Origin of the sequence: Sorangium sp. So ce327, assembly GCF_051530205.1 — a bacterium.
Lineage (GTDB): Bacteria > Myxococcota_A > Polyangia > Polyangiales > Polyangiaceae > Sorangium > Sorangium cellulosum_B.
Genome location: NZ_CP150330.1, coordinates 11,235,447 through 11,248,712, shown reverse-complemented (window position 1 = coordinate 11,248,712; position 13,266 = coordinate 11,235,447). Strand labels below are relative to the sequence as shown.

At 72.1% G+C, this 13,266-nt stretch carries 8 protein-coding genes; 5 read left to right on the top strand and 3 right to left on the bottom strand.

Annotated elements, in window-relative coordinates:
• The first annotated feature begins 519 nt into the window (after nt 1-519).
• Nucleotides 520-1,497 carry a hypothetical protein gene (locus tag WME95_RS42205; protein WP_437904916.1) on the top strand — a complete coding sequence of 326 codons (978 nt, stop codon included), beginning with the start codon at nt 520-522 and terminating at the stop codon, nt 1,495-1,497.
• On the opposite strand, the gene WME95_RS42200 is transcribed toward WME95_RS42205, so the two are convergent.
• Complete coding sequence (locus tag WME95_RS42200) at nt 1,494-4,994, bottom strand: hypothetical protein (RefSeq protein WP_437904915.1); 3,501 nt, start codon at nt 4,992-4,994, stop codon at nt 1,494-1,496. The genes WME95_RS42205 and WME95_RS42200 overlap by 4 nt on opposite strands.
• 460 nt (nt 4,995-5,454) lie before the next feature.
• Between WME95_RS42200 and WME95_RS42195 the strand changes: the two genes are divergently transcribed.
• Entirely contained in the window at nt 5,455-7,791 is a 2,337-nt protein-coding gene (locus WME95_RS42195) for a helicase-related protein (protein WP_437904914.1), read from the top strand.
• A 99-nt stretch (nt 7,792-7,890) separates the two neighbouring features.
• Here the strand turns inward: WME95_RS42195 and WME95_RS42190 are convergent, their stop codons facing one another.
• The gene (locus WME95_RS42190) at nt 7,891-8,955 is read right to left on the bottom strand and encodes a toll/interleukin-1 receptor domain-containing protein (protein WP_437904913.1); all 1,065 of its coding nucleotides are present in this window, start codon (nt 8,953-8,955) and stop codon (nt 7,891-7,893) included.
• A gap of 263 nt (nt 8,956-9,218) precedes the next feature.
• Here WME95_RS42190 and WME95_RS42185 point away from each other — a divergent pair, with 263 nt between their 5' ends.
• On the top strand, nt 9,219-9,905 hold the full coding sequence (locus WME95_RS42185) for a queuosine precursor transporter (protein ID WP_437904912.1): 687 nt from the start codon (nt 9,219-9,221) through the stop codon (nt 9,903-9,905).
• Between the two features lie 8 nt (nt 9,906-9,913).
• Here the strand turns inward: WME95_RS42185 and WME95_RS42180 are convergent, their stop codons facing one another.
• Nucleotides 9,914-10,828: a hypothetical protein gene (locus WME95_RS42180; protein ID WP_437904911.1), complete on the bottom strand. Its 915-nt coding sequence runs from the start codon at nt 10,826-10,828 to the stop codon at nt 9,914-9,916.
• A gap of 167 nt (nt 10,829-10,995) precedes the next feature.
• Here WME95_RS42180 and WME95_RS42175 point away from each other — a divergent pair, with 167 nt between their 5' ends.
• Both WME95_RS42175 and WME95_RS42170 read left to right on the top strand, forming a co-directional pair.
• Nucleotides 10,996-12,156, top strand: a complete 1,161-nt coding sequence (locus tag WME95_RS42175; RefSeq protein WP_437904910.1) for a hypothetical protein — start codon at nt 10,996-10,998, stop codon at nt 12,154-12,156.
• Nucleotides 12,153-13,256, top strand: coding sequence for a metallophosphoesterase family protein (locus WME95_RS42170; RefSeq protein ID WP_437904909.1), 1,104 nt, complete (start codon nt 12,153-12,155; stop codon nt 13,254-13,256). The genes WME95_RS42175 and WME95_RS42170 overlap by 4 nt, the downstream gene beginning before the upstream one ends.
• The last annotated feature ends 10 nt before the right edge of the window (nt 13,257-13,266 follow it).

Genomic DNA, 13,266 nt, shown 5'->3' with positions numbered 1-13,266 from the left:
CTCCCCGGCCCTCCGCGGCATCAAGGCCAGGGGCGATGTCGCTGAAGAGGGAGAAGCTGCCCCCGCCCAGGTGGCCCAGGGCTCTGCTCTCGCGCATGCAATACTGGTGAAATTTTCCGGCTATTCAGGCGTTCTGGATCCGCCGAACGCCGACGTCGATGCAGCCCAGAGGTAGGGGCGAGCTGCCGTGCTCGTACGTGACACGGGCCAGCGCGCTGCGTGCGCGAGCTCGATCCTCCGCATCAAGGCCCGCGCCTTCGACCGCCGCGTCGTTCGCGCTCTCCCGCGGTACGCGCACGCACACCCCGAACATCCGCGCGATGAACTGCCACTCTCCTGTTCATCGATTCGCGCCCCCCCCACGCTGTGGCGGTGCAGCGCTGAAGATACGATTTCTAGATGACATCGATGCGGCGCATGTAATAGCCAGATTCTTCTCCTCCCCATACGCGATGCCGCTCTCCCTCATTTCGCAAAAACAGCACGCCTCGCGCGAAAATTGGCTTGCTCGGGCGTCCGATGAATCCCATTCTCGTCACCGCATCGATGCGCAGCAGATTCGACGCCTTCGGCAAAAGCGTCCTGCGCGAGACCCTCGGTCTCGTCGGCGGCGCCGACACTCAGGTCGAGGTCATCGCAACTTCCCAGATCATGGACATCTGGTACACGCCCGATCCCGCCCGCGCCGCGTTGCGCGCAGAGCTCGGCCTGCTCGGCGAGCTCGCGGCAGAGCCCTGCCAGTTCGAGCCCTTCCACGACACCCCCGGTCCGGCCGAGCTGCGCGGGTGCGTCCGCAAGCAGCTCCACTGGCACCACGAACTCGAGCGCCGCAACGGCGGCCCCGTGCCCTTCCCGCGGCTGTGCGTCCTCAGCAGCGGCCGGCCCGCCACCGTGCTCGACGCGTTCGGCTTCGACCCGGTGCCCGGGCGCCCCGGCCTCTACCGGGCCGCGCCGGGATGGCGGATCGACCTCGTTGTCATCGCCGAGCTGCCGCGCACCCGAGGCACCCTGCTCCTGCGCCTGCTCGGCGCGCGCGCCGTGCTGCGCGATGCCATCCGTGAGCTCATCGACCTGCCCGACGACGCCTGGGAGAGGGGCATCGCCCTGCCCTGGCTGTTAAGATTGCGTTTCGAGGTCCCGGCCGAGCCCTCGGCGCGAACGACGGAAGACGCGGAAGAGGAGGAGATCGTGACGGAAGTTCAGCAGTGGTTCGAGCAGCTCAAGCAGTCGCTACGCGACGAGGCGCGGAGGGAGGGCCTCCAGGAGGGGCGCAAGGAGGGCCTCCAGGAGGGGCGCAAGGAGGGCCTCCAGGAGGGGCAGCTCCGGGTGCTGGCGAGGCAGTTCGAGAAGAAGTTGGGCCGACCCCTGACCGAGATGGAGCACTCCCTTTTGGCTGAACGGTTCGAGCGCCTCGGCGCCGATCGCCTCGACGATGCCAAGCTGGCACTCCCGCCCGAGGCGCTCGCTGCCTGGCTCGCGGACCCGACGGCGCGCTAAGACAGATCCGTCGTTCGTCGAAGCGATCCGCGCCTTCGCCTGCCCACGCCGAGGAGCAGCAGCGCCGCGGCGGCGAGGAGGATGCGAGCGCCGGTCGGGGGAGGCGCGAGGCGGCAGCCGCACCCGCCGAAGGCGATGGGCTCGTCCGCAGGGCAGGCGCCCGGGGCCGCGCAGGGATCGACCGGCCCAGGATCGACCGGCCCAGGGCTGCACTCGGGCGCGACGGTGGAGGGGCTGCACACGCCGGCGCGGCAGATCTCGTCGAGGGTGCAGCCATCGCCGTCGTCGCACGCGAGGCCGTCGACGGCGGCGCAGGTGCCGTCCGCGGGGGCGCCGGCCGCGACGCTGCACGCCAAGCAGTCGGAGGGATCGCCGCCGCCGCACGCGGTGTCGCAGCAGACGCCGTCGACGCAGTGGCCGCTCGGGCACGTGAGCGGGCCGCAGGGGCCGACCAGGCGCGCGCGGACCCGCGGGGCGTCGTAGGCGGGCTCCTCCATGAAGCGTGCGTAGGCCAGCAGCGCGGTGCCCTTGGCGTCGGCGGCGAGCGCGAGCGAACCGAGGATACCCGGGTCACCCGCGAGGGAACGCACCGGGCTGACCGCGCCCGCGGGGTCGAGCACGGCGCCCTGGATCGCCGGCGTGGCCGGGTGAGACGACGGCAGGCTCCAGGCGAGCAGCGCGCCTTCCGGGGTGGACGCGATGCCGAGAGAACGGGCGCCGTGAGGCAGGGTCGAGCACCACGGGCAGGGGCTGAGCGACGCGACCCGGAGGCCTCCCGGATCGAGCACCTCGTCGGCAGGGGTGATCCGGGTTGCGTGGATCTCGGGCTCCCCTGTCTGGGTCACCGCCAGGCCGAGCACCACATAGTTCGGGTCCACGTAGCGCGCGACCAGCGGCCCACTGCCTCGGGGGAGCACGGGGAATGCGCCGGGGGCCAGGACCTCGCCCCCAGGGCTGACCTGAACGCCGAAGATCCCGTCGGCGTCTTGCCGCTGGAAGAACAGCAGGTAGCCAGATCCATCGGAGGCGATGGCCAGAGGGTGGCTGTCCGGAGGGAGGCCGAGGACGGGCGTAGGGCCGCTGAAGGTGCCGCTCGGATCGAGGTGGAACAGCTGTGGATTGGACCAGCCATCGTCGTCGACGAACACCGTCCCGCCGCCGATCCCGCGCGTGACGATGGCAGGGATGACCCTCAGCGGAGTCACGCGCGGGACTTCGTCCAGGACCACCCCGTCAGGGCTGATCCGCGCGGCCTCGATCGGGCCGCAAGGCGGCCAGTCGCTGCAGCGGCAGGCGCGGGCCCAGAAGACGACCGTGTTCTCGCCGTCGAAGATCGCGCTGGAGTGAACGAGATCGCCGGTGGCGACGGGGATGGCGCTGGGATCGAGCACCGCGCCTTCGGGGCTGACGCGCGCGCCGTAGATGCCGCCGCGCACGCCCGAGGCGCTCGTCCGGGTGTCCCGCCAGAGGACAAGGTAGTTCCTGCCGTCGAAGGTGACCGAGGGCTCGTCCTCGGCGTTGGCGCCGAGGGCGATCGGGAAGAGCGGCCCCTCGATCGGCGCGGGCGCCTCACCGAGCCGCGCGCCGGCGAGCACGTACGCGTCGTCGCAGGAGGTCAACCCGCGAAAGGAGGCGAGCACGGCGGCGCCGGTGGAGGCGATCGCGCCATCCCTGACGAACTCGCCGACCACCGGGGCATCGGCGTCGAGCGGGGCGCCGTCGGCGCTCAGCCGGGCCAGGTGCAGGACGGTGTACCAGCAGCAGTCGTCGCCGGTGAGGTCCTGGATGCCGAGCACGAACGTGGTCGTTCCCTCGACGGCGGCGCCCTGGATGGTGTCCAAGGGCGTGTCGGTGACGAGGAAGGGGGAGGCGTCGACGAGCGCCCCGCCGGGCGTCACCCGGGAAGCGAGAGCTCGCTGGTCGTGCCTCGTTGTCCAGACGACGACGTAGTGCGTGCCGTTGAAGGCCACCGCAGCGGTGACGGAGGAAGAGTCGACGCCGGACGCGAAGACGAGGTGCGAATCGAGGAGGACGCCGTCGGCGCTGACGCGAGAGCCGCGCAGGGTGCCCCTATCTCTCTCGTACTCGTACCAGAGCAGGAATGCGTCGGTGCCTGCGGAGGTGGCGGCCATGGGCGTGGCGCCGGGAAGGAGGGGTGCGCCGTCGGGATCGCGCGGCGGGCCCTCGAGCGGGATGTGCGCGCGGTGGAGGCTGAGCTTGCCCCCCTCGTTGCGGCCCCAGAACGCGAGGAACCCACCGGGTGCCGCGGTGAGCGCGAGCTCGCCGTCCCGGCGGTCGAGCGCCGGCGCGGTGAGGTCGAAGCCACCCGGATCGACGACGGTACCGTCGAGGTCCACGCGCGCGGCGCGCAGGTGGGTGGGTGGCCCGTAGCCGTCCTTGCCCGGGCCCGCCTCGATGCCGAAGGCGACCAGGAAGCGGCCGCCGCCCGCGGCGACCTTCAGCGCGTGGCTGCCGCCGGAATCGCTCCAGGAAACCTCGCCGAGGTCCATCGCGGGCACGTCGAGGACTCCGCCGTCAGGGGTGACGCGTGCCGCGCGAACGCGCACCGAACCGGACCGGGAATCCTTCCAGGCCACGAGGCAGACCCCGCTGTCGCAAGCGAGGGCGGGGTCGTGTTGATCGTTGACGGCGGCGGTGGTGACGGGGGCATCGATCTCGAGCTCGGGGGAGAGGAGGGGGTCGAGCACGGCCGGGTACGCAGCGCGCTCGAGGACGCCCTCCGGAACGCGCAGATCGAGGCCGCCGGGCACGGCCTGCACCGGGATCTCCACGGCCGCACCGCGGGCGTCGATCCAGGTGGCGCGGCCGACGCGGATCCCGACACCGCTGGAGGCGTCGGCGAAGTGGTGGCCGCCGGCGGTCTCGCCCGCGTAGCCGTGGCCGGCGGTGGAGAGGTGGACGGTGAGATCGCCGGTGCCCTCGGGGCGCGCGGGGAACGAGAAGCTCAGCTCGACGCCATCGTCACGATTGCGCAGGTGCTGAGCGAGCTCGCCGCGGTCGAGGACCAGGTGGCCGTCGCGCTCGACGCGGCCGCGCGCCGAAGCGGGCGGGTCCCCGAGGGCGCGATCGCCGCGGGCCACGCGCGCGGCAGCGACGCGCAGGGGCGCGACCGCGCGCGCGGCGGTCGGGGCGATGGGGACGACCTCGAAGGCCTCGGTGGCGGCGCGGACGCGGTAGGTATCTCCGCCGCCGGTCCAGGCGCCGCCGTCGGGGCGAAAGGCGAGGTGCGCTGCGCGCGCGACAGCGCGGGCATCGAGGGGGACTGCGGCGGCCGCGGCGGCGGCCGCGGCGGCTGGAGTGGCAGGCGCCGCGGCTGGAGTGGCAGGCGCGGCGGGCGCGGCGGCTGGGCCGGCGACGTGCGGCGGGGCGGCCGCGGCCCATGCGAGGGTCGCCACGACGAGCAGCAAGCAGATGCAGCGGAGCAGGGGTGCGCCGCGGAGGCGCCGCTGCGCGCGAGCCGGATCGTTCAAGGGCATGTGCTCGCTCCTCCTCTGCGGAAATGGCCGAGCCTGAGCCGTCTGCCTGCGAGGCTATGGGCTTCGAGCGTGCCCGGCTACTGACCACGCTGTCGTTCCCAGCGACCACACCGGGCAGGTGTGCTGTCTCAGGAGCAGGTGTGCTGTCTCCGCTGGCGCAAGCGCAGGCTCACTCGGTCGCGGAAGCTGGAAACATGGGGTCCGGGCAGCTCTGGGCAACAGAGCGAGCCGCTCGCGCAGCTGCCGCCATGCGCGCCATGAGGTGGAGCATGTCGCCAGAGGTGCCAGAGGTGATCGACACCACCGGTGCCTCCGGCGCGGGTCGGGCTCCGCCGCTCTGGCTTCGCAGGGCCATCGGCGCCCGAGGACGAGCCCGCCCAGCGGCAAGGACCGGAGGCACACGCCCTCGGGTGTCGCGCGGGGGCGTAACCGCGGCGTCCGGTACTAAGCTGCGTGCGCCATGGTCGACGCTTCCCCCATCACCGCCGTCCTGGGCCCGACCAACACCGGCAAGACCCACCGCGCCATCGAGCGCATGCTCTCGCACGACTCGGGCATGATCGGCCTGCCGCTGCGCCTGCTCGCGCGCGAGGTCTACGACCGGGTGAGCACCCGGGTCGGCGAGGCCCGCGTCGCGCTCGTGACCGGCGAGGAGAAGCGCGTCCCGAGGCGGCCGGACTACTGGGTGTGCACCGTCGAGGCGATGCCGGTCGATCTGGAGGTCGACTTCCTGGCCATCGACGAGATCCAGCTCGCCGCGCACGACCAGCGCGGCCACGTGTTCACCGAGCGCCTGCTCCTCTCGCGCGGCCGGCGCGAGACCTGGTTCCTCGGGGCCGACACGATGCGGCCGCTCGTGGCCGAGCTCGTGCCGACCGCGAGCATCGTCCAGCACCCGCGCCTCTCGCGGCTCGCGAGCGCCGGGGCCGGCAAGCTCTCGCGCCTGCCGCCGCGCAGCGCCGTCGTCGCGTTCTCGACCCCGCAGGTCTACGAGATCGCCGAGCGGCTGCGCGCGCAGCGGGGCGGCGCGGCCGTGGTGCTCGGCGCGCTCTCGCCGCGCACCCGCAACGCGCAGGTCGCCCTCTTCCAGTCGGGCGAGGTCGACTACCTCGTCGCCACCGACGCGATCGGCATGGGGCTCAACCTCGACGTGCGCCACGTCGCGTTCGCGGCGCTCCGCAAGTTCGACGGGCGCGCCGTGCGCGACCTCGACCCCGCCGAGCTCGCGCAGATCGCCGGCCGCGCGGGCAGGCACCTCGCGGACGGGACCTTCGGCACCGTCGCGCCGCTCTCGCTCCCCGACGGCGTGGCCTTCGCGATCGAGGCGCACCGGTTCCCCCCGGTGCGGCGGCTGCTCTGGCGGAGCAGCGAGCTCGACATGAGCTCGATCGACGCGCTCCTCGCGTCGCTCCGGGCGCGCCCGCGCGCCCGCTCGCTGAGGCTCGTCGACGACGCGGAGGACACGGCCGCGCTCGCGAGGCTCGCCGAGGACCCGGAGGTGCGAGCGCGCGCGCGGGGTGAAGAGGCGGTGGGGCTCCTCTGGGAGGTCTGCCGCATCCCCGACTTCCGCAAGCTCCTGTTCGAGTCGCACGTCGCGCTCCTCGCCGAGATCTACGGGCAGCTCTCGGGCCCGAGCGCGGCGCTCGACGCCGGCTGGATGGCCGCCCGGGTGGCCGAGATCGACGAGGTGGGCGGCGACATCGACACGCTGATCACGCGGATCGCGTCGATCAGGACGTGGACGTACATCTCGAACCACGCGCGCTGGGTCCGCGACGCGGCCGCGTGGCAGGAGCGCACGCGGGCGATCGAGGATCGCCTGAGCGACGCGCTCCACGAGCGGCTCGTGCAGCGCTTCGTCGAGCGGGGCGGCGGGGCGGCGCGCCGCTTGCGGGCGGCGTCGAGCGCGCGGGCGGCGCCGGGCGCGCGGTCGTCGCCGGGCGCGCCCTCGACGCAGCGGCGCGCGGAGGCCGAGCCGCCGGCGGTGCCGGAGGGGCACCCGTTCGCGCGGATCGCGGCGCTCCGGGCCCGGCTCGCGCCGGGGCCCGCGGCGCCCGCGCCCGAGGACGACCGGGCGCGCTGGGTCGAGGAGCTCGTGGGGGCGCCGCACGAGCGGTTCTCGGTCGACGTGGGCGGGCGGATCTTCGACGGCGAGCGGGTGCTCGGCCAGCTCGCGCGCGGCCCGACGCTGCTCCTGCCCGACGTGCGGCTCGCCGCGCTCGAGGACCTCGGCGCGGGGGCGCGATCGCGCGTGCTCCGGCGGCTCGTGGCGTTCGCGCGCGATCTCGTCGAGGCGCTGCTCGCGCCGCTGCGCTCGCCCGAGGTGCGCGCGCTCCCGGGCGCGGCGCGGGGGATCGTCTACCAGCTGGAGCAGGGGCTCGGGACGGCGGCGGCGCGCGACGCGGAGGAGCAGGTCGCCGAGCTCGCGCCGGAGGGCCGGGCGCTGCTCGCGGCGCGCGGCATCGAGGTGGGCGAGCGCGTGCTCTACGTGCAGCCGCTGCTCCGGCGCGGTGCGCTGGAGCGCCGCCTCGCGCTGTGCGCCGCCTGGTTCGACCGCGGCCGCGTGCCGGCGTGCCCGGCGCCCGGCGCGGTGTCGATGGCGGTCGCGCCGGGCGTGGATCCGAAGGCGTACGCGGCGATCGGCTACCCGGTGTTCGGGACGCGGGCGCTCCGCGCGGACGTGGCGGAGCGGGTGCTCCGGGCGCTCGCGAGCGGCGAGCCGGCGGAGCGGCTCTCGGGCTGGATGGGGTGCTCCGCGCGGGAGGCGCCGAGGGTGGCGGCGTCGCTGCTGGGGTAGGGGAGGGGGCCGGCGACCGTCCGACGTCGAGGTCGAGCGCAGAGGACAGCGGATTCTCGGCGACGTGCCGCCCAGCGTGCCGAGGACGCCCTCATCCCCTCACAAGCTGATTTCACAGGTAAGCTCGGGGGTACCTCTCGACTCGCCGTGCGTAATAGACCATTTGACGTCGCTCGACATGGCGCGTCGCACGATCTCCTCCATGACCCCTGCAATCCACAAGCGAAGCAGCACCGAAGGGGGCCCGAGATCGTCGATGGTCAGCACCACCTTGCAGGCAAATCCGGTGTCGACACGCCAAGATCCGGACGTGAAGAGGCACGACAAGATGCTGGTCGTACGGTGCAGGACGGGCACGACGTTCACCGTCGGCACCGCGTAAACGGAGCGCACGAACTGGTGCAGGTCGCCGCTGACCGCCAGTCGACCGAAGTCACGCCAGCGCTCGGGATCCCGCAGGACCAGCGACGTGGCGAGATCCATGTAGGTCGTGAGCGTCTCGAGATCGTATCTCGCGAGCAAATCGATCGACTCATGGCGGAGGTCGTCGCGGCAGTGTTCGGGCATTTGCGCCACGACCTGGTCGCGTGCGCTCCTGCCGCACTCATCGATGAGCGTCCGATCCATGCTGCGCAGGACAACACCGCTTACTCGAACTTGTCCTGCGGCGCTCGCCCGGCGCGGCTGTCCCAGGGTGACGCTCGGCCGCGTGAGGCGCGTCACGGCGACGGCTTGCTCGATGCGCGCCGCGACGTCGGCCCAGGCGATCTCGGGGTCAGGGGAGCTTGCCAGCGGCTCGCCTCCCGCGGGGAGGGGCGTCAGGAACGCGAACGCCGCAGCGCTCCAGTCGCACGGGCGCAAGATGATCGGAATCACCCGCGCGCCGCCGCTGGTCAGCAGCCGCCGACGCGCCTGCTCGACGTCGGCGCCGCATTCGTCGTCCGCCAGGAAATCGGCGCTTACCAGCAGCAAGATGATACGGGCCTGCGCGAGCCGGGTGGCGGCCGTAGCGCTCCGTTCCTCGTCGGCCCCGATCAGCCCTCTGTGCCAGGGCCGGATGAGCCCCTGTCGGACGAGCGGGCCTAGATGGCTATCGAGGCGACACCTCAGCGCCTCGTCCGCATGCGCATAGGAGATGAAGATGTCGATCGCCAGATCGGCCACGCTCGCGAGCGTACCAGGATCGGCGGCGAACGCGCAGGAACTCGTGGCGTCCGCAAGGTCGATCCCGCTGGCCCCAGCGCCTTCCGACCGTGGCCGCGCGAGCACGGAAACGAGCGCGCCACGCAGCGCGCCTCGCCGGGGTCGTCGTTGATTCTTTGTCCTCGCCGCCGGCGGCCATCTAAACTCGCGGGGCCGTGCGATCGATCCACCCGGGCTCAAAACTGCGGCGGCCCCCGAACCTGCCTTGAAATGAGGCGATTCTCATGTCCGAATTGTCGTCCAGGAGCGCGAGCCAAGATCTGACGAGCGCCATCAGGCCGGCGGCCATCGTCGTCATCTCGTTCTATATCGCGGCGCAGCTCATCAGTCAGATCGCAAGTCTCAAGATCGGCGTCGTCTTCTCGCTGGCCGTGGATATGGGGACCTTCATCTATCCCCTCACCTTCACCTTGCGGGACATGGTCCACAAGACCATCGGCAAGCGCGGCGCCCAGACGCTGATCTTTTGCGCCGGCGGGGCCAATCTCCTGATGGCCCTCTATCTCCTCTGGGCCGCGCAGGTGCCGTCTGACCCGTCCTGGGGGCTCGGCGAGCAGTTCTCGGCGATCCTGAGCCCGGTGTGGCGAATCGTGTTCGCGAGCATCGTCGCGGAGGTTGTGAGCGAGCTGCTGGATACCGAAATTTTCCACCGGGTTCGCGAGGCCTATCTGAGAAAAGCGGGGCCCAGGCGCCAGTGGCTCGCGGTCCTCGCGAGCAACGCGGTCAGCGTCCCGGTCGACAACCTGCTGTTTTGCTTCGGCGCCTTCGCCTTCGTGCTGCCGTTCGAGGTGATCCGGCAGATCTTCGCCATCAACCTGGCGACCAAATTCGCCATGACCCTGATAAGCCTGCCGGGCATCTATCTCGTGCCCGACAAGAAGAGCGAGGACGCCCCCGGGCTTCAGGCATAGCCCGCTGCTCAGGGCTTGCAGTAATCTTTGGCCGTCTGGACGGCGGCGACGGTGACCTTCACCGCCTTCGCGCCGCCGGAGATGACGTACTCGGACGCCCCGTAGATGTCCGCGCCCGGCGCCCAGTTGTACGAGTAGCCCAGCCTGGTCCAGGGGAAGCCCGTGGGCGTCTGACCCTTCTCCGGCACTTGCCACGACGACATCGCATGGTTCGTGAACCACCTGTAATAATCGGCCGGCGCCAGCTTGGGCTGCTTTTCAGGCAGCGTCGTGCCGTTGCAGGAGTCGGTGTCGACGCGGGCGTCCGTGCACGGGCGGAAGATGCTCGCGGCCGGCACCCCCGAGAACGTGACGAACTGCCGCTCCGTCGTGTCCGCGGGGAGCGGCGGCTGCGGGGCCGACAGGCCGAGGAGCTGGTGGATCTGGAGCACCACATCGCCTGTCCACGTCTTGCACTTGTTCTGGAGCTCGCCGTTGCTCGTGACCCACACGTCCCACTTCACGTTCACGGGCTGCTGCGCCACGTAGGCGCCGCACTTGTTCGGTCCGCCGTCGCCCCGGCAGCCGGCCCAGGTGGTCACGGTGTAGGTGCCGTTCGCGTCGGGCTTGAGCGGCACGAGCTTGCGCGCGGCAGAGGGCGTGACGACGGCGGACTTGAAGATCGCCTCGCTGTAGAGCGCATCGAGATCCACCAGCGCGGGGGCCGCCGGGCCGGGCGCGGCTGTCGCCGGCGCGGTGGCGGCTGTCGCCGATGCGGTCGCGGGTGGAGCGGGGCTCGCCGCAGGGGCCGCGGGCTCCGGGCTGGGTGATGGGGCGGCGGCCGCTGCGGGAGGCCGAGCCCCCGACTCCGCGACGCACGCTCCGAGCGGGAGCAGGAACAGGCTTGTCATGGCCGCCGTCGCGGCGCGTGAGGATCGGATCATCTTCGCGGCTTCTCCTTGGTTGCCGGACAACACTATCCGACCTGCGGCGCCGGCTACAGCCCCACGCTCTTCAGGACCGATGGTCGAGGGCGGCGCGGTCGGATGCTCTCGACGCGTGCAAAGCCGGCACGGCCGTGCCACGTTAGGCGCCAGCCACGCAGAGCTCGATGCTGAGGCCCCCGCGCACAACAGGCCACGTCCTCACCCTGATGCTCCTCCTCGTGGTCGCGCCGGCCCAGGTCGAGGCGGGTGATGGCGCGCCAATCCCCCCGGCCACGGTCGCGCCAGGCGAGGCGCCAGCGACCGCGGCACCACCCACCAAGGATGTCTCCACCGGGCGCCGCGCTGTCGCCGCGGCCGGCGCGCTGTTCCCCGGGGTCATCGCCCACGGCACCGGGCACCTGATCCTGGGTGAGCCGGCCACGGGCTGGACCCTCCTGGCGCTCGAGGGCGCGGGCGCCGGCCTCGCCGTGGGCGGGCTCGCGGGCGCGGCGGCCTCGGGGGCCTCGCGGCGCGTCATCGCGCCGATCGTGCTCACCACCGTGACGGGTGTGGGCCTGTTCGGGATCTCGCTTCTTGCGGACCTCTATGGCGTGCTCGCCCCGGAGGGCGGCACCGGCAGCCCTCCTTCGTCGCTGCCCTGGGTCGAGACGCAGCTCGGATTCGCCTACGTCCACGACCCGACGTTCGCGTACCGCACGTTCCTCGTGCCGGGCATCGATCTGCGCCTGAGCTCCCTCCGCCTCTCGGGCTCCGGCTGGTTTGCCTTGAACGACGACAATGCGCGCCTCCGTCTCGAGGCCGCGCATCGCTTCATCGGCCCCGGCACGCCGGACGGCCCGCGCGCGGCGGACGGCTCGTTCCTCGAGATCGAGGGCGCGCTCACCCATCAGCGCTACACCTCCGACGACTTCTCGATCACCACCGGCGAGGTCAGCCTCGAGGGCCGGCTCGATCTCGCCCACCTCGGGCGCACGCTGCGGGGCTCGTTCGCGGAGATGGGCTGGGGGATCGCGGTCGAGGGCTACCGCCACGGCCGCCGCCCGCTCGAGGGGAACGAGCTCTTGATTCCCCGCTTCGCCTTCGGCGCGTACGTCGGGCACGCGGGGTATCCGCGCGGCGAGGCCAAGGTGGTTTACGATCACCGGCACGACGGGGTTGTCGGCGGCGCGAAGCTCCCGGGCCTCGGCAGCGGCGTCCCGGGCCATTTCGGCCTGGAGGGCCGGCTCCATGCCTCGCCCCGCTGGGGCCTGCTCGCCGAGGTGAAGGCGGGCTCCGCGTACGTCGGGCGCCTCGCGCTGCTCTTCCGCCCTGGAGACTCGCCATGATCCTGAGAGACGCTCTCCTCGCGCTCGTCGCCCTCACCGCGCCGCTCTCCCTCTCCTGTCTGGACGTGGCCGAGGGCCGCGCGCGCCGCGACCTGGAGGTGGGAAAGGCCTCACGGGGAAAGGCGCGCGTCGCCGTGGACGAGGGGCTCGCGGCGATCCGCCGCCTCGACGCGGGCGAGCTCGTGCTCTGGGCGAGCGCGCCCGCGCTCTCGATCCGCCTCACCGACGAGGCGGGCGGGCCGTGGAAGATCACGATCGAGAACATGCTCGCCGACGCCGAGCTCTCGGCGCGCGTCGAGGACAAGAGCGTGCCCGTGGAGCTCGTCGAGGCGCCGTTTCCGACCCAGCGCACCTTCCGCCTCTCCCTGCCGCCCGGCGCCGAGGCGACCCTCTCGCTGCGCCCGCCGGACGAGGCGCGGCGCGAGCCGTGGCGGTTCGCGGTCTTCGCCGACGTCCAGGAGGACATCGACCGCGTTCAGGACATCTACGCGAAGATGAACGAGGCGGAGGGCGTCCGCTTCGCGCTCATCAGCGGCGATCTCACGTCGCGGGGCTCGCCCGAGCAACTCGAGCGATTCCAGCGCGAGATGAAGACGCTCCGTATTCCCTGCTATGCGACGCTCGGCAACCACGAGCTCGGCACGCGGGACGACCTCTACCACGAGTGGTTTGGCCGCGGGAATTACCGCTTCGCGTTCCGAAGTGTGCAGTTCACGATGCTCGACTCGGCGAGCGCGACGATCGATCCGCTCGCCTACGGGTGGCTCGACGGCTGGCTCACCGAGGGGCAGGATCTCCTGCACGTGGTCACGATGCACCTCGCGCCCCTCGACCCGGTGGGCTCCCGCAACGGCGCATTCGCGAGCCGCGCCGAGGCGAACAAGCTCCTCACGATGCTCGCGGGCGGGCGCGTGGATCTCACGTTCTACGGCCACATCCACTCGTTCTATGCGTTCGAGAACGCGGGGATCCCCGCGTACATCTCGGGCGGCGGCGGCGCGATCCCCGAGCGGCTCGACGGCATCGGGCGCCATTTCGTGACGGTCGACGTCGAGCCCCCCGGCAAGATTGCGCAGGTCGCCGTGGTTCGCGTGGATTGAACCGAATCTG

Excerpts from the sequence above, each read along its gene's own strand:
- WME95_RS42205 (WP_437904916.1), top strand. The coding sequence starts at position 520 with ATGAATCCCATTCTCGTCACCGCATCGATGCGCAGCAGATTCGACGCC.
- WME95_RS42200 (WP_437904915.1), bottom strand. The coding sequence starts at position 4,994 with ATGCCCTTGAACGATCCGGCTCGCGCGCAGCGGCGCCTCCGCGGCGCA.
- WME95_RS42195 (WP_437904914.1), top strand. The coding sequence starts at position 5,455 with ATGGTCGACGCTTCCCCCATCACCGCCGTCCTGGGCCCGACCAACACC.
- WME95_RS42185 (WP_437904912.1), top strand. The coding sequence starts at position 9,219 with ATGTCCGAATTGTCGTCCAGGAGCGCGAGCCAAGATCTGACGAGCGCC.
- WME95_RS42180 (WP_437904911.1), bottom strand. The coding sequence starts at position 10,828 with ATGATCCGATCCTCACGCGCCGCGACGGCGGCCATGACAAGCCTGTTC.
- WME95_RS42175 (WP_437904910.1), top strand. The coding sequence starts at position 10,996 with ATGCTGAGGCCCCCGCGCACAACAGGCCACGTCCTCACCCTGATGCTC.
- WME95_RS42170 (WP_437904909.1), top strand. The coding sequence starts at position 12,153 with ATGATCCTGAGAGACGCTCTCCTCGCGCTCGTCGCCCTCACCGCGCCG.